At 50.6% G+C, this 20870-nt stretch carries 15 protein-coding genes and 2 tRNA genes; 7 read left to right on the forward strand and 10 right to left on the reverse strand.

All coding sequences use genetic code 11. From position 1 onward, the window contains the following. Nucleotides 1-30: 30 nt before the first annotated feature. The 3 genes from topA to fadB all read right to left on the reverse strand — a co-directional run bounded on the left by topA (nt 31) and on the right by fadB (nt 6292). On the reverse strand, nt 31-2670 hold the full coding sequence (gene topA, locus ABYA77_RS00300) for a type I DNA topoisomerase (protein WP_372963932.1): 2640 nt from the start codon (nt 2668-2670) through the stop codon (nt 31-33). A gap of 265 nt (nt 2671-2935) precedes the next feature. After that, complete coding sequence (fadA, locus tag ABYA77_RS00305) at nt 2936-4111, reverse strand: acetyl-CoA C-acyltransferase FadA (protein ID WP_372963933.1); 1176 nt, start codon at nt 4109-4111, stop codon at nt 2936-2938. 33 nt (nt 4112-4144) lie between these two features. Next, nucleotides 4145-6292: a fatty acid oxidation complex subunit alpha FadB gene (fadB, locus tag ABYA77_RS00310; protein ID WP_372963934.1), complete on the reverse strand. Its 2148-nt coding sequence runs from the start codon at nt 6290-6292 to the stop codon at nt 4145-4147. Between the two features lie 316 nt (nt 6293-6608). Between fadB and ABYA77_RS00315 the strand changes: the two genes are divergently transcribed. Then, nucleotides 6609-7427, forward strand: coding sequence for a hypothetical protein (locus tag ABYA77_RS00315; RefSeq protein ID WP_372963935.1), 819 nt, complete (start codon nt 6609-6611; stop codon nt 7425-7427). 146 nt (nt 7428-7573) lie between these two features. Further along, nucleotides 7574-8005, forward strand: a complete 432-nt coding sequence (locus ABYA77_RS00320) for a universal stress protein (protein ID WP_372963936.1) — start codon at nt 7574-7576, stop codon at nt 8003-8005. 37 nt (nt 8006-8042) lie between these two features. Here ABYA77_RS00320 and ABYA77_RS00325 read toward each other — a convergent pair whose 3' ends face one another. The 5 genes from ABYA77_RS00325 to ABYA77_RS00345 form a co-directional block, all read right to left on the reverse strand. Continuing rightward, a complete protein-coding gene (locus tag ABYA77_RS00325) occupies nt 8043-8714 on the reverse strand; it encodes a DUF6901 family protein (protein ID WP_372963937.1) in 672 nt (223 codons plus the stop codon). Further along, nucleotides 8711-10648: an ATP-binding cassette domain-containing protein gene (locus tag ABYA77_RS00330; protein ID WP_372963938.1), complete on the reverse strand. Its 1938-nt coding sequence runs from the start codon at nt 10646-10648 to the stop codon at nt 8711-8713. The genes ABYA77_RS00325 and ABYA77_RS00330 overlap by 4 nt, the downstream gene beginning before the upstream one ends. Before the next feature lie 5 nt (nt 10649-10653). Beyond that, entirely contained in the window at nt 10654-11451 is a 798-nt protein-coding gene (locus ABYA77_RS00335) for an MOSC domain-containing protein (RefSeq protein ID WP_372963939.1), read from the reverse strand. A 132-nt stretch (nt 11452-11583) separates the two neighbouring features. After that, nucleotides 11584-11659, reverse strand: a tRNA-Gly gene (locus ABYA77_RS00340). A 151-nt stretch (nt 11660-11810) separates the two neighbouring features. Beyond that, nucleotides 11811-12413, reverse strand: a complete 603-nt coding sequence (locus ABYA77_RS00345; RefSeq protein WP_372963940.1) for a DUF924 family protein — start codon at nt 12411-12413, stop codon at nt 11811-11813. A gap of 56 nt (nt 12414-12469) precedes the next feature. Between ABYA77_RS00345 and ABYA77_RS00350 the strand changes: the two genes are divergently transcribed. Beyond that, nucleotides 12470-12847, forward strand: coding sequence for a sirohydrochlorin chelatase (locus tag ABYA77_RS00350; RefSeq protein WP_372963941.1), 378 nt, complete (start codon nt 12470-12472; stop codon nt 12845-12847). A gap of 223 nt (nt 12848-13070) precedes the next feature. Then, nucleotides 13071-13146 (forward strand) — tRNA-Glu (locus tag ABYA77_RS00355). Between the two features lie 17 nt (nt 13147-13163). Here the strand turns inward: ABYA77_RS00355 and ccoM are convergent. Next, the gene (gene ccoM, locus ABYA77_RS00360) at nt 13164-13313 is read right to left on the reverse strand and encodes a cytochrome c oxidase subunit CcoM (protein ID WP_372963942.1); all 150 of its coding nucleotides are present in this window, start codon (nt 13311-13313) and stop codon (nt 13164-13166) included. Nucleotides 13314-13591: 278 nt separating this feature from the next. Between ccoM and ABYA77_RS00365 the strand changes: the two genes are divergently transcribed. The 3 genes from ABYA77_RS00365 to pta are packed head-to-tail and all read left to right on the forward strand — an operon-like array spanning nt 13592 to nt 19398. After that, on the forward strand, nt 13592-16009 hold the full coding sequence (locus ABYA77_RS00365; RefSeq protein ID WP_372963943.1) for an EAL domain-containing protein: 2418 nt from the start codon (nt 13592-13594) through the stop codon (nt 16007-16009). Nucleotides 16010-16029: 20 nt separating this feature from the next. Beyond that, nucleotides 16030-17214 carry an acetate/propionate family kinase gene (locus ABYA77_RS00370; RefSeq protein WP_372963944.1) on the forward strand — a complete coding sequence of 395 codons (1185 nt, stop codon included), beginning with the start codon at nt 16030-16032 and terminating at the stop codon, nt 17212-17214. Between the two features lie 27 nt (nt 17215-17241). Then, nucleotides 17242-19398 (forward strand): phosphate acetyltransferase, encoded by a 2157-nt coding sequence (gene pta, locus ABYA77_RS00375; protein WP_372963945.1) that lies wholly within the window; start codon nt 17242-17244, stop codon nt 19396-19398. Nucleotides 19399-19428: 30 nt separating this feature from the next. Here the strand turns inward: pta and der are convergent, their stop codons facing one another. After that, nucleotides 19429-20850 (reverse strand): ribosome biogenesis GTPase Der, encoded by a 1422-nt coding sequence (gene der / locus ABYA77_RS00380; protein ID WP_372963946.1) that lies wholly within the window; start codon nt 20848-20850, stop codon nt 19429-19431. Between the last annotated feature and the right edge of the window lie 20 nt (nt 20851-20870).

Here is a 20870-nt window from a genome sequence, read left to right on the forward strand (position 1 = left end):
GATACCTTCGTGAGTTTCGTATATGAACATTTACTTTTTCTTATCTCTTGGAACCCAGCGCCCGTTTTCGTACCAGGCAGACCAGCCAGTCGCCTTACCGTCTTTTTCGGACATCACATACTGCTCTTTGGATTTCCGGCTGTAACGGATCACCGAAGGGTTGCCTTCAGGATCTTTCTCAGGCGCATCCATCAAGTAATCGTACTTCGGATCAATTTCCTTACGATGTGGCTTGATCTCCATCACCAGTGGTGGCCTGGTTTCCCGGTTTTTCGGAAATTTACTCGCAGCCAGAAACAGACCAGAAGCTCCATCCCGCAAAACATAGGTGTCATCCACCTTAAGGCACTGAAGTTCTGGCATAGGCACCGGGTCCATTTTGGGGGGCGCAGGCTCACCACTCTTCAACAACTTACGGGTATTTTTACATTCAGCATTGGTACAACCAAAGTACTTGCCGAACCGGCCAGTCTTCAGCTGCATTTCGGAGCCACACTTGTCGCACTCTAATGTCGGACCATCGTAACCCTTAATACGAAAAGTCCCCTGCTCAACTTCGTAGCCAGAACAATCAGGGTTATTGCCACAGACATGGAGCTTGCGAGCTTCATCGATCAAGTAACTGTCCATCGCAGTGCCGCACTTGGCACACCGGCGCTTTTTTCGCAGGAGGCGGGTTTCACCTTCCCCTTCCACGTCCTCATCAGCACTGACAACCTCATCCCCGGACACCAGGTTGATGGTTGTTTTGCAGCGCTCTTTAGGAGGCAGAGAGTAGCCGGAACACCCAAGAAACACTCCGGTACTTGCAACTCGAATCTGCATATTCCGGCCGCAACTCGGGCACGGAATATCTGTTTCTGTCGGGTTGTTCGTCCGCATTCCGCCTTCCGTTTGCTCAGCACTTTCAAGCTGACTACGGAATTTGGCATAGAAATCATTAAGAACTTTCTTCCAGTTCACCTCGCCACCGGCAATGTGATCCAGCTCATCTTCAAGACGAGCCGTAAAATCATAATCCATCAGATTGGGGAAGGATTCTGCCAAGCGCTCAGTAACAATCTCTCCCATCTTTTCTGCATAGAATCTACGGTTTTGCAGGCGCACATAGCCCCGATCCTGAATGGTCGAAATAATGGATGCGTAGGTCGATGGCCGACCAATCCCCTGCTTTTCCAATTCTTTGACCAAGCTGGCCTCGGTATAGCGTGGGGATGGCTTGGTAAAATGCTGTGTCGGATCAAGCTTTCTGAGATCAAGCGCCTCGCCCACTTTGATGTCCGGCAATGCCACATCTTCGTCTTTCTTTGATGACTGGGGCGCAGCTTTCAGGAAGCCTTCGAACTTTACGATACGACCACGGGTACGAAGCTCGTAATCGCCATTAGCGATCACAATCGATGTGCTCAGAAATTCAGCATCTGCCATCTGACAAGCAATAAACTGGCGCCATATCAGATCATAGAGCTTCTCAGCATCTTTCTCGAGCCCGGAAATGTCAGTAGGCCTGCGAGTCACATCCGACGGACGAATAGCCTCGTGCGCCTCCTGAGCGCCTTCCTTGCTACCATACAGGCGAGGAGCATCCGGCAAGTAACGTTCACCAAACTGCTTTCCGACAAACTCACGACAGCTTTCAACGGCATCCTTACTCAGGTTGGTTGAGTCGGTACGCATGTAGGTAATGAAACCGGCTTCATACAGGCGCTGGGCCAGCATCATCGTTTTCTTGACACTAAAACCCATTCGGTTACTGGCGGCTTGTTGCAACGTCGAAGTAATGAACGGTGCGGACGGCTTAGAGCGTGTTGGCTTATCTTCACGCTTGGCAACCTTGAAGTCACCCTCTTTCAAGCGAGCAACATGCTCGTTGCTTTGCGTTTCGTTAACCGGGCGATACGGCTTATCGTTATACCGCGTCACTTCAAAACGAACAGGCGCTTTTGCCCCCTTCGCGCCGAGATCGGCATGCAACTGCCAGAATTCCTCCGGAACAAATTTCCGAATCTCGCGTTCGCGCTCAACAATCAGCCGGACCGCTACAGACTGAACCCGTCCAGCCGACAAGCCTCGGGCTATTTTACTCCAGAGCAGCGGCGAAACCATATAGCCCACGACTCGATCAAGGAAACGACGGGCTTGTTGTGCATTAACACGATCTTTATCCAGGTTGCCTGGATCTTTGAAGGCATCCTGAATGGCGCGTTTAGTTATCTCGTTAAACACCACTCGCCGATATTTTTCAGGCTCACCACCAATCGTTTCCTGAAGGTGCCAGGCAATGGCTTCCCCTTCCCTATCCAAATCCGTTGCGAGATAGATATGGTCAGCTGATTTAGCCAAGCGCTTTAACTCGCTAACGACCTTTTCCTTACCAGGCAAAATCTCGTACCGGGCACTCCAGTCATGGTCGGGGTCGACACCCATGCGGGCAACCAGCTGTTCTCTGGCCTTGCGTTTTTTGTGTATGACCTTTTCTTCCGGGCTCAACTTTCGAGTAGCAGCCGCCTGCTTTGCCCGTTCTTTAGGGTCAGACTGACTACCACTGCCACTGACTGGCAGGTCACGAATGTGGCCGACACTGGACTTAACAATGAAGTCCGAGCCCAGATACTTGTTGATGGTCTTCGCTTTCGCTGGAGACTCGACAATAACGAGACTTTTACCCATATCGGAGATCTATATCCTTGGCGGCGAATTGGTTAATCGCTGAACAAACCGTAAACTCGCATAAAAATCAGGCAACTGGAAAACATAGAGGCTGCCATTGTGTATAGGCCACTGTTTTACAGGGTCAAGAATAGCAAGACAACCCATTATTTGACTTCAGTTAGCCTTTTTTTAAATTTTTGGCGCTGGTAATCCCCACCACAAACAGGAAGGCCCGGCGTAAGCCGGGCCTTCTGAGTGAACGTTACTGATCAGAAATTACAGATCAGAGACGCTCCCACACAGTGGCAATGCCCTGACCGAGACCGATACACATGGTGGAAACACCAAGCTTACCGCCTTTAGCCTGCATTACGTTCAGCAGTGTGGTGGAGATACGGGTACCGGAACAGCCCAGCGGATGGCCAAGGGCAATCGCGCCGCCATTCAGGTTAACCTTCTCTTCCATAACGCCCAGCAGTTTCAGATCTTTCAGAACTGGCAGGGACTGGCCAGCAAAGGCTTCGTTCAGCTCCCAGAAGTCGATATCTTCAACTTTCAGGCCTGCACGCTTCAATGCTTTCTTGGTTGCCGGTACAGGACCGTAACCCATAATTGCGGGATCACAACCGGCCACAGCCATGCTACGGATCTTGGCCATTGGTTTCAGGCCAAGCGCTTCAGCACGCTCTGCAGACATCAGAACCATTGCAGAAGCGCCGTCAGTTAGCTGAGAAGAAGTACCAGCAGTCACAGTACCGTTCTTGGGATCAAACGCCGGACGCAGCTGGCCCAGAGACTCAACAGTCGTTTCCGGACGAATGGTCTCATCTTCTTCGATAAGCTTCACAAAGCCGTTCTCATCGTGACCTACGATAGGTACGATTTCGTTCTTGAATCGGCCTTCCAGCGTAGCTTCATGTGCAAGGCGGTGAGACCGGGCGCCGAACTCGTCCTGCTGCTGACGGGTGATACCGTGCATTTTCGCCAGCATTTCTGCAGTCAGCCCCATCATATTGGATGCTTTTGCAGTGTACTTGGACGCAGCCGGGTTGTGGTCGAAGCCAGTCGTCATAGGAACATGACCCATATGCTCAACACCACCAACTACGAACACATCACCGTTACCAGTCATGATAGCCTGGGCAGCGGTGTGGATGGCACTCATAGCCGAACCACACAGACGGTTTACGGTCTGGGCTCCAGACTCGTGCGGGATACGGGTCAGCAAAGAAATCTGCCTGGCCACGTTAAAGCCCTGTTCTTTAGTCTGGTTCACACAGCCCCAGATAACATCTTCAACTTCTTTCGGGTCGAGCTCAGGATTGCGCTCGAACAGTGCGTCGATCAGCGTAGCCGACAGGGTTTCCGCACGTACGTTACGGAAACAACCGTTTTTGGCACGACCCATCGGAGTCCGCACGCAATCGACGACGACAACGTCTCTCGGATTAAGGCTCATTGATCTTTCTCCGTTCGGAAATCTCGTTCAGGGTTAGCCAAAGAACTTTTTGCCAGTCTTGGCCATTTCACGCAGCTTCTCGGTCGGGTGATACAGAGGACCCAGATCTGCAAACTTGTCTGCCAGTTCAACGAACTTATCTACACCCATATCATCGATGTAGCGTAGGGCACCACCACGGAACGGCGGGAAGCCGATACCGAAGATCAGGCCCATATCCGCGTCAGCTGGGTCTTGCACAATGCCATCTTCCAGGCAACGCACAGTTTCCAGGCACAACGGAATCATCATGCGAGCAATGATGTCTTCTTCGCTGAACTCATTTTTACCCTGAACAACCGGCTCCAGCAGTTTGTAGGTTTCTTCATCGACAACCTTTTTCTGCTTACCTTTGCGGTCCAGTTCATACTTGTAGAAACCAACGTTGTTCTTCTGACCGTAACGGTTGTTCTCGAACATGACGTCGATAGCAGTGGTTTCTGCATGCTTCATACGATCCGGGAAGCCCTCGGCCATAACTTCGCCAGCGTGTTTGCCGGTATCCATGCCTACAACGTCCAGCAGGTATGCAGGCCCCATAGGCCAACCGAATTTCTCCATAACCTTGTCGACTTTCTGGAAGTCAGCACCGTCACGCACCAGACCAACAAAACCGCCGAAATATGGGAACAAAACACGGTTCACGAGGAAGCCCGGGCAATCGTTTACAACAATCGGAGTCTTGCCCATCGCCTTGGCGTAAGCCACAGTGGTCGCAATAGCCCGGTCACTGGTTTTCTCGCCACGGATAACCTCAACCAGCGGCATCATGTGTACCGGGTTGAAGAAGTGCATGCCACAGAAATTTTCCGGACGCTTCAGGTTTTTGGCCAGAAGGTTGATGGAAATAGTAGACGTGTTCGAAGTCAGAATTGCGTCATCGCGAACCATTTCTTCGGTTTCACGCAATACCGCATCTTTTACTTTCGGATTTTCAACAACTGCTTCAACAACCAGGTCTACGTTCTTGAAATCACCGTAGTTCAGGGTTGGAGTAATACTATTCAGAACGTCTGCCATCTTACCGGCATTCATCCGGCCTTTATCGACACGCTTGGTCAGAAGTTTCTTGGCTTCATTCAGACCCAGAGCGATACCATCCTGATTAATGTCCTTCATGATGATCGGAGTGCCTTTCAGTGCAGACTGATAAGCAACACCGCCACCCATGATACCAGCACCCAATACTGCTGCCAGTTTCACTTCAGACGCTTCTTTTTCCCAAGCGCTGGCTTTTTTCTTCAACGCCTGATCATTCAGGAACAGACCAACCAGACAGGCAGCAACATTCGTCTTGGCCATTTTTGCGAAGCCTTTGGCCTCTACTTCAATAGCCTTGTCACGAGTCATACCTGCATGCTTCTGCATGGTCTTAATCGCTTCCACAGGCGCTGGGTAGTTCTTGCCTGCTTTACCAGCAACGAACGCCTTGGAAATTTCAAATGCCATCATACTTTCCATGGCATTCAGTTTGATCTTGCTTTTCTTCTCTTCACGACGAGCCAGGTTGTCCAGCTTGCCTTCGTTGCACTGATTGATAATGGCAACAGCGGCCGCAACCAACTCATCATCAGCCACTACTGCATCAACGGCGCCGATTTTCAGAGCAGCATCGGCACGATTTTCAGTACCACCTGCAATCCACTCAACCGCGTTGTCTACGCCCACAAGACGGGATAGACGCACAGTGCCGCCGAAGCCCGGGAAGATACCCAGCTTAACTTCCGGCAGACCTACCTTGGCCTTGGGAGCCATAACCCGGTAGTCGGTTGCCAGACACATTTCGAAACCACCACCCAGCGCGATACCGTTAATTGCGGTAACGGTCGGGAATGGCAAGTCTTCGATGGCGCTGAATATTGCGTTCGCCTTCAGATTATTGGCAACAAGTTCTTCCTCGGAACCGTCAAACAGCTCAGTGAACTCGGTGATATCCGCACCGACAATGAAGCTATCCTTGGAACTGGTTACAACCAGCCCCTTCAGGTTCTTCTGGGATTTAAGTGCTTCAGCTGCGGCGCCCAGCTCTTCGATGGTGAGACGGTTGAACTTATTGACTGACTCGCCTTGCAAGTCAAAGTCCAACTGAGCGATCCCACCGTCGATCTCTTTAACCGTGATGGCTTTACCTTCGTAAATCATCAACTGATCTCCAGTCTGTGTTTGGAACTGCTGACAACCCATTGACGTTGAACGCCAAACCGGCTGTTTGTGCAGCGAGATTTCGGTCACTGCCCGATCTTTCCGATCCAAAATTCATACAGTCGTTTGAATCGTGAGGGCACACGATGAAAAAAAATGGAGCGTTTGTCAATTTCTTTCTTCAGGAATCCTGTAGAAAGAAATGAAGAACTATCTGTAACAGCCGGAAACTACTTGATTAGCCAGCGGAGTTACTTTAACGTCCGTTTAAGACTTTAGTCCACAATAATAAAACCGCATTACGGAGACTCATCCGATGAAAGACACCCGACTGCGCATACAGTCCGTTATGGCTGCGCTGATTTTCCTCTCTCTGACTGCCTTTGGCGCCAAGGCTCAGGAATCTGGTGCAGAGTTCCTTGCTGACCTGCACGATTTTCGCATCAACAACTACCTCGCGGTTGACGCTTTCTACAACTTCAGCACATCGGGTGATACCGAAACTCTCAACCGAATTGTTGTTGCCATTAATAACGCTAACGATGCAATGAACTCTGTCATTGCCAGTACCAGCGGGGTACTTTCTGCCAACCAGATTGAAGGCCTCAACCAAACCTTTGATCAATTTAAAAGCATTATGCGCAGTAACATCAACGAAGTTCGGGATCGAGGCTATCCCGACCTTCGGCTGATGGCTGACATGGCCGATCACGCCCTGAACTTAAACTCTAGCGCATCAGAACTTTACGCAATTGCGCAGGAAAACAGTGGCGTAAAAACTGACGACAGAGTTGAGTCAGCAAGGTCCGCATCGGTCATCATGGCACAAATGATGGTGCGCTACGCAGCAAGAAGCAATTCATCCGTGTCTCAGGCGTTCCAGGGTGCAGCGTCGGAAATCCCCTTGGATGAACAAGCAAAACAATTTGAAGAGCACCTGAAAAACGTCAGATCTACTTCCCCGTCAGGAGAGCTCAAGGCAACATTGAGTGACGTTGCCTCTAAATGGGACTTTATCCGCGGTTCCTACATCAACTACAACGACAATAATGTGTCGTTCATTATCGGCCGCTACTCCAAGGGCATTATCAAGGGGCTTACAACCGCAATTGAACTTATGCTTACCGACGCATAACCCTGCCTCCGGCCGGGGCGACGACTCACGTTCGCCCTGGCCTGTTTTATTCAGCATATTCCCGCCCAACTACGACAACCCTTCCATCAGCCTTCTAACGGTACTATTCTTGATTCATACCCCCTCATATACAAAGGAGTGAATCGATGCCGACTTACAAACGAATGCTGGTTGCCATTGACCTGACCGAAGAGGCGCCTCAGGTTCTGGATAAAGCAAAAGCCGTCTGCGACGCTCATGGAGCCAAGCTCATTCTGGTTCATGTGATTGAGCCTGTTGGCTATGCTTATGGTGGCGACATACCGATGGATCTTTCCGAACTTCAGGACCAGCTAGACAAAGCGGCCAGGGAGCAGCTCGGAAAGTATGGAGAGCAATACGGTATCAGCAAAGAAGATCAGGTGGTTACCATCGGTCGCCCGGAATCCGAGATCCATCGGATTGTAAAGGAGCAGCAGATAGATCTGACTATTGTCGGCAGCCATGGACGGAAAGGCTTCCAATTGCTACTGGGCTCAACTGCAAATGGCGTACTGCACGGCACGGAATGTGATGTGCTGGCCATCCGGATTAAATAACGGCCAAAAAGCACATAGCTGCGGAATGAAAGGGGCTTTAACTCTCCCCTTTCATCCGGGCCTGTAATTTTCTGAGCTGGCTTTCCAGTGATACGCTGACACTGGATGCCATCGAAAAGAAATTCAACAACGCTTTAAGATTGCTATCCCCCTTGCAAACCGCATGAATACGCTGCCATAGCGCCTGATTCACCAGCTGCAGCTTTTGATTACGCTGCACCAGGCCAGCCAACGCCCAGTCAGGCTCTTCCTGATTTCGCATAGCAAACATCTGCTGCAACAGATAGTAGCCCACGCTGCGCATAATAAACTCATCATTCGTTGCAAATGGCAGATGATCCAATGCCATCGGCTTCAGTTCAGAAAGCACCGGACAACCACTGGTCGCCATTTTAAGACCCAGCAACGAACGCAAAGACTCTTCCAGCGTTGTTTGCTTAAAGTAAGTGCGACGCTTGTCAGTAACCGTCACATCCACTTTCTGATAGGCATCCTCTGCCTTAAAGACTTCAACCACCGGCAGAATTTCAGTGGCTGCAGGACAAAACTCCACATCACCTTTTTTCAGAGGGCAGTTGGTGCATTGGCAATGCTCCAGCCTCGTCCATGCCGGCATCAGGTCAGCCGATGACACTTTCGGCGATTCAGTCGCGACCCGAAAGTCTATAACTCGACCATCCTGAAATTTAAAGCTGTAGTTGATGTTCATTGATTCGCCTGCTCCTCCAACTCCATCCATCTTTCTATAACAGACTCAAGGCTTGCTTCCGTTTCCGACAATTTTTCCAGAGTAGCTGCTACTTCTTCCGGCGGGAGCGAATAAAAATCCGAGGCTGCAATGGCCTCTTGCAACTCCGCCACTCGACTTTCAAGTTGCTCAATCTTAGCGGGCAGCTGTTCCAACTCAAGCTTTAGCTTGTAGCTAAGCTTTCCGGCTTTCGGTTTTGACGATTGCTCCACAGCCTTAGCACTCGGACCAGCCTTTTCTGAAGATGTGGATGTTTTATCACGCTTATCCTGCTTGTCTGGCCGGCTTCCTGAGGTTTCAGCAGGAAATTTGCCGCCCTGCCTGCGCCAATCGCTGTAACCGCCAACAAACTCACGCGCTGAGCCGGTGCCATCAAGGAAGATAATGTCAGTAACCACATTATCCAGAAACTCACGGTCATGACTGATAACGATAACTGTGCCTTTGAACTCCGACAATTGCTCTTCCAGCAATTCGAGCGTTTCTACATCCAGATCGTTGGTTGGCTCGTCCAGCACCAGGATATTGGCAGGCTTGCTGAACAGTTTGGCCAGCAGCAACCGAGCACGTTCACCACCAGAAAAAACACTGACAGGAGAACGCGCCCGAGCCGGAGTGAACAAGAACTCCTGCAGGTAACCTAAAACATGCTTGCTCTGACCGTTTATATCAATGAACTCACGCCCCTCAGAGAGGTTATCCAGGGCATTTTTCTCAAGATCCAGCTCACCACGTAACTGGTCGAAATAAGCGACCTCCAGATTCGTCCCCAGCCTGACACTGCCTTTTGTAGGCTCCAGTTCCCCCAGAAGCAACCGAACCAGAGTGGTTTTACCCGTTCCGTTCTCACCAACCAGGCCGATCTTATCGCCCCGGAGCACTGTCAGATCCAAATCACGAATAATCGGATCCTGCCCGGCGTAGGCAAAATCAACGTGACTGGCTTCAGCCACCAACTTACCGGATCTGGCGGCCTCTTCAACGGCAAAACTGGCAGTACCACCACGCACGCGACGCTGTCTGTGTTCTTCCCGCATGGCTTTCAACGAACGAACCCTTCCCATATTACGGGTTCGGCGCGCTTTGATACCTTGCCTTATCCACACCTCTTCCTGTTTCAGGCGCTTATCAAACAGAGCATTTTGTCGCTCCTCCTCTTCCAGCGCCTTTTCTTTCAGTTCAAGGTACTTATCGTATGATGCGGCAAAACTCACCAACTGGCCGCGATCCAACTCCACCACACGCGTTGCCATACGCCGTATAAATGCCCTGTCGTGGCTCACAAACAACATGGCGCCGCGAAACTGGGTTAGCGCGTCTTCAAGCCAGGCAATGGCGGGCACATCCAGGTGGTTGGTCGGTTCGTCCAGCAACAGAATGTCCGGCTCAGCCACCAAAGCCTTGGCAAGCAAAACTCGCCGCTGCCAACCTCCGGACAGCGTATTGAGAGCTCGATCCGGATCTACCCCATACTGAGCCAGAATGGTCGTCACTTTCTGATCCAGACGCCAACCATCGAGAGCCTCCAGACGCTCCTGAACAGCCATCAACTTTTCCAGGCTTGCTTCATCCGCTTGCTGCGCCAGATGATGAAACTCAATCAACAAGGCCCCGGTTTCCGGAAACGCTGAGGCAACTACGTCATATGCTGTCCTCGTATCGCCGGATGGCAGACTCTGAGGGAGCACAGACAGCACAGAACCTTCTTCCAGCCGAACGACACCGCCATCTGGTGTAACCTCGCCTTTAAGAATCTTCAACAGCGTCGACTTGCCTTCTCCATTTCGCCCCAGAAGGCAAACCCGCTCTCCCGGCTCAATAATAAGCGAGGCCCCATCCAATAGTGGATGCATACCAAAGGAAAGCGATATCTTATCCAGAGTTAATAACGGCACTGTACTCAACACTCCTGCTTAGAAATAAAAACACGGTCTCCAACGACTATTTTGCCCGTGCCCTCATGGATCGCATTTTGACCAAAAATCACCCCATCAGGAGTTTTTCTGTACGAAGAAAGAGCTTTGAGCGGCTGGGTGTCAGCATCTTTCACACCGGTATCCGGGTCAACGGTTGTCAGAACGCACCGCGAGCAAGGCTTAACCACGTCAAAACGGATCTCACCGATCATCAATGAGTGCCAGCGGTCTTCAGCCCATGGCTCTGAGCCCGATACTACAATATTGGGGCGGAATCGCCGGATATCTACCGGCTGGGTCAATCGAGAGTTCAATTCGTCCAGAGAAGCCAGATTAACAAGAAGAAAAGGAAATCCATCAGCAAAACCTACCCGACGAACATCAGCCACTCGCTCCGGGTCCACTCTTCGGTAGGTTGTATTCGGCATATAGACAAACTGCAAACGCTCCCCTGAAAAACGGCTCAAAGCTTCATTTGCCTGATCTTGCCCTGCACTGGCACAGACCTGATCGCGCCAAACTGTCACCTGTAACTGCTCAGGGGTTGGCTGAAGCACAAATACGCCCTCACCCGGAATGCGAACCCTCACATGCCCCCCCTCAAGTTCAGTCCTGATCAGGGCCAAATGCGGCATCTTCCGCTGGGTCACAAACTGTCCACCACCATCCACAATCATCCACCGGCGGTCACCCCTCGGTCCAAAATCATCAAGCTCGAGCGACGACACCTGAATACCCGCGAGGGATTTAACGGGATACAAATAGAGCGACAGCACCTTCATAAAAACCTCTCGGAAGAAGCCCGTTTAAAAAAAGAGGATGCAGAGTATAACTGAGGCAACAAACTAAAGGAGGGAGTATGGCGGCTTCCAAAAACAAAAAACCCGACACTAAGGTCGGGTTTTTCTAAATTCTGGAGCGGGAAACGAGATTCGAACTCGCGACCCCAACCTTGGCAAGGTTGTGCTCTACCAACTGAGCTATTCCCGCTTTTCAGCTGCGAGGCATTGCCTCTCAACGGCTGCGTATTCTACTGATCAGCGGCCGGTCGTCAACAGTTTTATTAAACTTTTTTGTGTAATCAAACAATGCTCAACATGCGCGCTCGCTGAATGGATCACCAGATAGCCAGCCCCTTACCTCACTGGCCAAAACGGGAACCACTCTTCAGATAGTCCAACTCCTCAGCCGTAGAAGCTCGCCCCAGCACCTTGTTTCGATGAGGAAAACGACCAAAACGACGAACCACCTCCCGATGATCCTTCGCAGACTGAACAAAACTCTCCAGAAAATCAGCAAGCAGCCCGCTTTCGGTCGCCGCCAACTGACGATAACAATCCACGGAAAGATTCTGATCATCAAGCGCCTCTGAATGCTGCAATGGCATGTAAATAAAGGCCCTCATAACCGCTGGCAAAGCTACATCCCACCCTTTGTCCATCGCCTTTTTACAAAGATCCCGAGCTAACTTGTCCTGCTCGAATGCCAATGATGTCCCCCTGAAGATATTCCGGGTGAACTGATCCAGAAGAATAATCTCGGCCAAAGCCCCGCCAGGTTCATTCCGCCAACTATCCAACCCCTGCTCGGAGGCAAACAGTACAAGCGACAAAAACCGGCGCCTTATCTCCTGATCGAATCGTTTTTCAGAACGAAACCACCGGCGCCGGTGATCGCTGTCAGGCAGACCAATGTCATCTAATGTGCCAAACCAGAAATCCAGAAGCTCTTTCCAATCGAACATTAGCCAACTCCCTGATACATTGAAACCTTCATTCAGCTGACGTCACCGGAGATTAGATGAACAACCCACATCAGATTATTTTACTGGCCCATGGCAGTAGCGACAGACGTTGGTGCGAAACCTTTGAAAAGCTGGCTGAACCAACCCTCCAGTCAATTGAAAATTCTGCCATTGCCTATATGGAGCTTGCAGAACCGTCGCTGGAAACGATTGTGGCCCAGGCTAAAGCACAAGGTACCGAGCAGTTCACAGTAGTGCCACTGTTTTTAGCAGCAGGAAGGCATTTACGCAAAGACGTGCCAGCCATGATCGAAAAGATCGAGAAACAACACGGTGTAACCATGCGCCTTGCTGAGCCCATCGGCCAGAACCCACACCTGGGTGATGCAATAAGAGATGTCGTTCAGGAAGAGCTGGCAAAGTCGGTGCATTAACAGGCACCAACACTGAAAGTGCTCATTTATGCAATATGCAGGGTAATGCGGGCAGAACAAAAAGCGACAGCACGTAGAAGAGATTCGAGTTCGCTACCTTCAACTCGATAACCGCGTAGGCAAATTCAGCGGTAGAATATTTTTTCCAAAAAATCGTTGACAGCCTCGCGACCCTTACTTAATATACGCGCCACCTCGACGAGGCAAGTGTTGAAAACGTTGCGTCCCCTTCGTCTAGTGGCCTAGGACTCCGCCCTTTCACGGCGGCAACAGGGGTTCGAACCCCCTAGGGGACGCCATTTTTTCACAACTCGGGCTAGCCAGTATGGCCGCCTTGCTTCGCTCTTCCTGGCTTATCATCGTGATTTTTTTGATCTTTCATTATAAAAATACCAACACCAACGAAAAATCCGATCATTAGTAGTACGGTTAAAATTCCTGCAATTACAACAACGTCCGTAAACATGGCGAACCCCCAACTGATACTTAACTTGATTAAGCTCAGGTTACGCGGTCGCCAGTCTCTCGGTATTGACCTGTATCAAGAGCAAACGCTCCTTTTGACTAAACGTGCCCGCTGAGAAGTAGTCCTCCTTTTCCCCGATTTATCCTGTATTTTCAGCGCATTTGAAAAAAACTGCTGCTATAGTCAACTCTAAGAGACACCCCAGATAAGCCAATAGCAGGGATATTCACTGTTCAACGGTTCTGTCCGGTACTTCATGCGGTGGCCAAATCAGAAACATGTCAGATATCACCAGTCATCTGAAACGCTTTCGTAGCACCTCTCCCCTGTCTTTCAGGCTCCTCGCCTGGATTTTAGTCTTTAGCTCCGCTTTGACCTTAATAGCTTCAGGTATTCAGATATACTCAGACTATAAAAAAGATCTCCACGATATAGAACAAAGAATGTCTGTGATTGAGTCCGGATACGCGTCCAGCCTGGCTCGAAGCTTATGGGCACTCGATCAAAAACTGCTGCAAACTCAAATGGAGGGAATTCTTAGCCTCCCGGACATTTCACACCTCCGCTTACGAATAGAACCAGACTCAGAACTGGTTATGGGTGAGGTACCTCGTAACTCACCTACCCTCAGTCATAGCTTTGCATTGCAATATGAGGAAGGAGAACTTTTTAATCTTGGCCGGTTGACAATTACGGCAAATCTCGACCGTATCTATAGCGACCTCCGGACAAAAATCGGTGTAACCCTGGCCACCCAATTTCTCACGATATTCGTGATAGCAATTCTGGTTCTCTCAATCTTCCGTCACCTGGTAACCCGGCACCTGGCCGCTATGGCTCAATATGCCCGAGATCTTTCACTCGAAAACCTTTCGCAGCCACTGCTTTTAGATCGCCACACGCCCCCCGGCCATCAAAGAGACGAACTGGGGATGGTTACAGACGCCATAAACCAGATGCGAGAACGACTGAATGAAGACGTCGACCGTCGCGAACATGACGCAGCAGAAATTCTTAAATTTTCCAAGGCGATAGACCAAAGCCCATCCTCCGTCCTGATCTGCGACAAATTCTGGCACATCGAATATGCCAACAAAAAGTTTGTCCAGCTTACCGGCCACATTCCGGATGACATCAAGGGAAAACACCCATCCAGCCTCATCATCCAAAGCATGGATCGCAAGGAAGCTCAAAAACTCTGGCAATCAATACGCCTCCAGGTTCAGCGTGTTGGCGTCTGGCAAGGAGAGGTAAACAGCGCACGTTACAACGGTGAGCGTTACTGGGAACAGCTTGTTATCACTCCGATAAAAGATAATAACGGCGAAACTACCGGATATCTCATTCTTGGAGAAGACATCAGTATCCGTAAGCGGTACGAACAACAATTACTGAGACAAGCAAACTACGACATACTCACCGGTCTACCCAACAGAATGCTTGCACTCGATCGACTGAAACTCGCCCTGGCTCAAGCACGACGGGACAATGCTCAAGTGGGCGTTATGTTCCTGGATCTCGATAACTTCAAGCATATTAACGATACGTTAGGCCACGACGCCGGCGACACACTTCTGATTGAAGCGGCACGAAGAATTTCCAGCTGTTTGCGAGGAACCAGTACTGTCGCCCGACTCGGGGGCGATGAGTTTCTTGTTATCCTACCGGGCCTCACACATCCAGAGGATGCTTGTCAGGTAGCTGAACGCGTGCTCCTTACCTTCTCCGCACCGTTCACCCTGAATACTCAGGAAGTTTTCGTCACAACCAGTATAGGCATCGCAACCTTCCCCGATGATGCAGATAACAGCGGTACCCTGCTCCAGCATGCAGATGCGGCAATGTACGAAGCCAAGCACAAAGGTAAAAGTTCCTACGCCAGATTTACCCCTGAAATGACCGAGGTGTCTCACGAACGCCTGCATATGGAGTCCCATATGCGAAAAGCATTGGATCTCAAGGAGTTCCAGCTCGTATTTCAGCCAATCGTCGATACTAAAAACGGTAAATTAATGGCCGCAGAAGCCTTGCTCCGCTGGAATAATCCAGCCCTTGGCCTGGTCATGCCTGACCGGTTTATCCCGCTGGCAGAAGAAACCGGCATGATTATTCCTATCGGTGAGTGGGTTATTCAGGAGGCCTGTAAAGCGGCGTGTTGTTGGCAAGCCCTGGCTGGCTACGACATTGGTATCGCAGTGAATGTTTCTCCGCGGCAATTCCGTGACCCAGGGTTCACCGCAGCGGTTATGCAAGCGCTGAATGACAGCAACTTAAAACCTGAACTTCTGGAACTTGAAATAACAGAAAGACTGATTCTGGACAACACCATTGAAACTGCTGATATTCTCAAGCAACTAGATCAGGCTGGTATACGGTTATCAGTTGATGACTTTGGAACAGGCTATTCCGCGCTGAGCTACCTGAAGAGTTACCCATTTGATACCCTTAAAATTGATAAATCCTTTATTCAAGATGTAGTCAACGAAACAGATGACGCTTCTCTGGTCCGAGCCATTATCAATATGGCCCACAGCTTGGGCCTGAGAGTTATCGCCGAAGGTGTCGAAGAGGAAGCACAATGTCATTTTCTGACAGCTGAAAACTGTGATTTCTCACAAGGCTACTTCTACAGTCGCCCCCTGCCTGAGCAGGACTTCATTCACTGGCTTGAAACCGATGATCGAGCCAACGGCTAGGAATCAACACGGCATTACCCATGGACGAATCTATACTGGTCGTAAACTGCGGCAGTTCTTCCCTGAAACTCGCACTGTTTGACAGGCACCTCCAAAAAACGGTCTCAGCATTGGCTGAAAAACTCAACAGACCAGATGCAGTTGCACATATATCCGGAGACCAAGAGCCCATTCAGCTTCCTTCCGGCGCCAGTCACAAGAAGGCCCTGCACAAGCTCATTCAAGCCTTCGCTAAGCGGAAATCATTTAGCGGCCAGCCTATCGCCATTGGTCACCGTGTTGTTCACGGTGGCGAAACGTTTCGTGAAGCCGCATTGATAAACCCGGAAACAATCTCTGCAATTCAAGACTGTGCTGGCTTGGCTCCACTTCACAACCCCGTCAACCTTGCCGGCATAAAAGCCATGCGTGCACTGTTTCCGGCGGTTCCTCAAATAGCTGTCTTTGACACGGCATTCCATCAAACTCTTCCAGAAAGAGCTTATCGCTACGCTCTGCCAGAGCGTTGTTATAAAAACTGGGGTATCCGACGTTACGGTTTTCACGGAACCAGCCACTACTTCATGGCTCAGGAAGCAGCTCGCCTGCTTGGTAAAACCCCTGCGACTACCTCCATAATCTCAGCCCATTTAGGTAACGGCTGCAGTATTACAGCCATCAAAAACGGTTTAAGCGTCGACACCAGCATGGGGCTTACCCCACTCGAGGGGCTGGTTATGGGCACGAGAAGCGGCGACGTAGATCCGGGGCTGTTTGACTACCTGGCAGGAAAGGGGGTCAGCGCAGACGAAGTACATACCATGTTGAACAACGAGAGCGGCCTGCTGGGCCTGTCCGGGCAAACAAACGATATGCGTACAATTTGTGAATTAGCGGAGCACGGCCACGCCCCTTCCCGCCTGGCAGTTGATGTTTTCTGCTTCAGGCTGGCCCGTTATATTGCCGCGATGACAGCTTCTCTCACTCATTTGGATGCTATTGTTTTCACCGGAGGAATTGGAGAAAACAGTCCCCAAATTCGAAGTGAAACCATTAAGCACCTGCACTTAATGGGACTCGAAATTGACCCCGAACTTAACCAACATCACGGTAGGCTGAGCGATGGCAGAGTGAACAGTGCCGATTCACGCTTCCCAGTACTCACCATACCAACCAACGAAGAACTGGTTATTGCTCGCGAAGCAGGCCGGCTGGCCTCCGCCTAAACCTTTAAGACCCGAACTGGAAACACCATGGCAAAAAGTCTTTTTATCGCTCCGACATCGATGAACTCAGGCCTGACGTCCGTATGTCTTGGCCTGTTTAGAGCACTTGAGCGTGAAGGTGTCAGCGTCGGTTTTTTTAAACCGTTCACACAATCTGTTCACCAAGGAGAAGCTATTCACAATGGTGGAAAAGACTCCTCCGTAGCTTTTGTACGAGCTCACAGTGATCAGGAGTTACCAGACCCTATTCCACTCAAACAGGCCCAGCAACTGCTTAATCATGGCAAGGGCGACCTGCTACTGGAAAACGTTATTGGCGAATACCAAAAAGTAGCCAGTAACGTTGACGTTGTCATCATTGAAGGTTTGGTGCCAGATAGCGGCGAAGCCTATATTGCCCGATTAAACGTGGAGGTTGCCCGTAACCTCGGTTCTGAGGTTATCTTAGTCAGCACACCCAAAGGCTGTACGCCAGAAGAATTAGACGAAGAACTGGAGTTCTCTGCCCGTTTGTTCACAACATCTCCAGGCCTGGACGTTATTGCAGTTATTCTCAATAAAATTGGAGAACCGAAAAAAACGGGAATGGCGCTGGCGTTCGAACCTCCTAAAGAGATTCAAAACACGGACTTTCAGCCTGCGTGTAAAGTATTTTCTTCTGGTCGCTTCCACTTGCTGGGTCAAATTCCCTGGAACCCCAAGCTACTTGCACCCCGGGTTTCAGATGTAGCCCGCGAGCTTGGTATCAATGTCCTGCATGAAGGTGAAATGTATCAGCGGCGAGTGCAAAAGGTCTCCGTATGCGCCCGCACGATCCGGAATATGACCGATATATTGAAGCCAGGAACGCTACTCGTAACACCTGGTGACCGGGAAGATATTGTCGTCACGACTGCCGTGGCGGCCCTCAACGGCGTCCCTCTTGCGGGCCTGATGCTAACTGGCGGGCTGATGCCTGATGACAATGTGATTGAGCTTTGTCGTCGCGCTCTGGATACCGGGCTCCCTATTCTGAGTTCACAAAACAACACTTTTGAATCGGCTCACAGGCTGGCATGCCTTTCATCTTCTATCCCGATTGATGATCCTAAACGGGTTGAACAGGCGATGGAATCCGTTGCAAAAAAAATTGACACAAAGTGGCTGGAAGAGCATCTGAAGGTGCAACGCCAGACCCGCCTGTCTCCACCCGCCTTCCGTTACCAGCTTTCAGAACGCTCAAGAGCGGCTAACAAACGCATTGTCTTGCCTGAAGGCAGCGAGCCACGGACCGTACAGGCAGCTATCATTTGCCACAAGCGCAAACTTGCCCGTTGTGCGTTGATCGGCGACCCGCAGGAAATTCAATCAGTCGCTGTATCTCTAGGGGTTCACATACCCGACGACATGGAGATCATCAACCCTCAGAGCAGTGTTCGCCAGCGATATATTGAACCCATGGTGGAGCTTAGGAAGCACAAAGGATTAACCAGCGATCAGGCTGAAGCACTGCTGGAAGACAACGTCGTACTTGGCACCATGATGGTTGCCATGGACGAGGCCGACGGGCTCGTATCCGGAGCTATCCACACAACAGCTAACACTGTTCGTCCAGCCCTTCAGTTAATTAAAACGCATGACAAGGCCAAAGTCGTATCATCCGTATTCTTCATGCTATTGCCACAACAAGTTCTGGTTTACGGCGACTGCGCCATAAACCCTGACCCTAACGCTGAAGAGTTGGCGGATATTGCAATACAAAGTGCAGAGTCAGCTGAAGCATTTGGTATTGAGCCCGTAGTTGCAATGATCAGCTACAGCACCGGTGAATCAGGTACCGGGCATGATGTAGAAAAGGTACGAGAAGCAACACGTATTGCCCGAGAACGTCGCCCAGATCTGCTAATAGATGGGCCTCTACAATACGATGCAGCCGTTATAGAGAGCGTTGGTAAGTCGAAGGCGCCAAATAGCAAGGTAGCAGGGAAAGCCACCGTCTTTGTATTCCCGGATTTGAATACCGGGAATACGACTTATAAAGCCGTGCAGCGAAGTGCTAATGTTGTAAGCGTTGGCCCGATGCTTCAAGGCCTGAGAAAACCAGTTAACGATTTGTCGAGAGGTGCTCTGGTAGAGGATATTGTCTTTACCATAGCGCTAACATGCGTACAGGCTAAGCAAGTAGCTGACGCAGGGGTGGCATAGGTCACCCCTGCCAGCCAGACTTCCGGCTGATTAGCGCTTAGTGCTCTTCTGCCGGACTTTCTTGACTGTGCGCCCCTTCTTAATATCGTTATCTTTTTTAACCTTCTGCCTGGGCGTAAGCCGGTCAACCTTATGGGCAAAAGGATTCTCTCCACCACGGAACTCAAAGCGTATAGGTGAACCCACCACTTTCAACACCTTACGGAAAGTATTCTCAAGATAGCGTTTGTAGGCGCCAGGCAAAGAACCCACCTGATTACCATGAACCACAACAATAGGTGGATTAGACCCCCCTTGGTGTGCGTAACGAAGTTTGATTCTACGACCATGTACCATCGGCGGCTGATGCTGAGCAACCGCATCCTCAAGAATGGCCGTGAGGCGATTGGTTGGCCACTTGGCCATCGAAGATTCGTAGCTGGCCTGTACCGACTCGTACATAGAGCCAACGCCGGTGCCATGTAACGCAGAGATATAATATTTGTCGGCATAATCAAGGAAGTCCAGGCGTCGAGCGACCTGCTCTTTCACCTTTGCCCGATCCTCCGAATCCATGCCGTCCCATTTGTTGATCGCAATGACCAGTGACCGACCAGCATCCAGAACAAAGCCAATCAGATGCATATCCTGATCGACCAGACCCTCACGCGCATCGATTACAAGAATAACCACATGCGCGTCATCAATAGCCTGAAGGGTTTTAATAATAGAGAATTTCTCTACCACTTCACGCACGTTCTTCCTTCGGCGGACACCCGCGGTATCAATCAGCGTATATTCCTGGCCATGCCGCTCATAGGGGATATAGATACTATCCCGAGTGGTACCTGGCATATCATAAACAACAACACGATCTTCCCCCAGCATACGGTTAACCAACGTGGACTTGCCCACATTCGGCCGACCAACAACGCCGATACGAATGCCAGGGTAGCGATCTGCCCGATCCTGCTCACTGGCGTCTTCAGGCTCGGGCAGCAATAGCTCAAGCATGGAACGAACACCACGGTTGTGGGCCGCTGCAATCATGAAGACGGACTGAAAGCCCAGCTTGTAGAAGTCAGCTGCAGCCACGTCTGGATCTTGCCCATCCGTTTTATTAACAACCAAATGGGCCGGCTTATCGGAACGACGCAAATGATCCGCAATGACCTCATCGCCCACGGTCAGGCCGGCACGACCATCCACCAGAAACAATACGATGTCTGCTTCTTCAACGGCCTGTAAAGACTGACGAGCCATCTCGGAATCCAGCCCGGCCTCTTGGCCGGTCAAGCCACCGGTATCAATTACGATGAACTTACGCTCCTCGTAGAATCCTTCCCCGTATTTTCTATCACGGGTTAATCCCGGAAAATCCGCGACCAAAGCATCCCGAGACCGGGTCATCTGATTAAACAACGTGGACTTGCCCACATTCGGGCGTCCTACAAGGGCAATAACTGGGGTCATAATTATCTGCTATACAAAGA

It is taken from the genome of Marinobacter sp., assembly GCF_041595835.1.
Classification (GTDB): Bacteria; Pseudomonadota; Gammaproteobacteria; order Pseudomonadales; family Oleiphilaceae; genus Marinobacter.

What these genes read in the sequence shown, in the direction of transcription:
- pta (WP_372963945.1), top strand. Translation starts at nt 17,242, where the DNA reads ATGGCAAAAAGTCTTTTTATCGCTCCGACATCGATGAACTCAGGCCTG.
- fadA (WP_372963933.1), bottom strand. Translation starts at nt 4,111, where the DNA reads ATGAGCCTTAATCCGAGAGACGTTGTCGTCGTCGATTGCGTGCGGACT.
- ABYA77_RS00325 (WP_372963937.1), bottom strand. Translation starts at nt 8,714, where the DNA reads ATGAACATCAACTACAGCTTTAAATTTCAGGATGGTCGAGTTATAGAC.
- ABYA77_RS00370 (WP_372963944.1), top strand. Translation starts at nt 16,030, where the DNA reads ATGGACGAATCTATACTGGTCGTAAACTGCGGCAGTTCTTCCCTGAAA.
- ABYA77_RS00335 (WP_372963939.1), bottom strand. Translation starts at nt 11,451, where the DNA reads ATGAAGGTGCTGTCGCTCTATTTGTATCCCGTTAAATCCCTCGCGGGT.
- topA (WP_372963932.1), bottom strand. Translation starts at nt 2,670, where the DNA reads ATGGGTAAAAGTCTCGTTATTGTCGAGTCTCCAGCGAAAGCGAAGACC.
- ABYA77_RS00315 (WP_372963935.1), top strand. Translation starts at nt 6,609, where the DNA reads ATGAAAGACACCCGACTGCGCATACAGTCCGTTATGGCTGCGCTGATT.
- ccoM (WP_372963942.1), bottom strand. Translation starts at nt 13,313, where the DNA reads ATGTTTACGGACGTTGTTGTAATTGCAGGAATTTTAACCGTACTACTA.
- ABYA77_RS00365 (WP_372963943.1), top strand. Translation starts at nt 13,592, where the DNA reads ATGTCAGATATCACCAGTCATCTGAAACGCTTTCGTAGCACCTCTCCC.
- der (WP_372963946.1), bottom strand. Translation starts at nt 20,850, where the DNA reads ATGACCCCAGTTATTGCCCTTGTAGGACGCCCGAATGTGGGCAAGTCC.
- ABYA77_RS00350 (WP_372963941.1), top strand. Translation starts at nt 12,470, where the DNA reads ATGAACAACCCACATCAGATTATTTTACTGGCCCATGGCAGTAGCGAC.
- ABYA77_RS00345 (WP_372963940.1), bottom strand. Translation starts at nt 12,413, where the DNA reads ATGTTCGATTGGAAAGAGCTTCTGGATTTCTGGTTTGGCACATTAGAT.
- fadB (WP_372963934.1), bottom strand. Translation starts at nt 6,292, where the DNA reads ATGATTTACGAAGGTAAAGCCATCACGGTTAAAGAGATCGACGGTGGG.
- ABYA77_RS00320 (WP_372963936.1), top strand. Translation starts at nt 7,574, where the DNA reads ATGCCGACTTACAAACGAATGCTGGTTGCCATTGACCTGACCGAAGAG.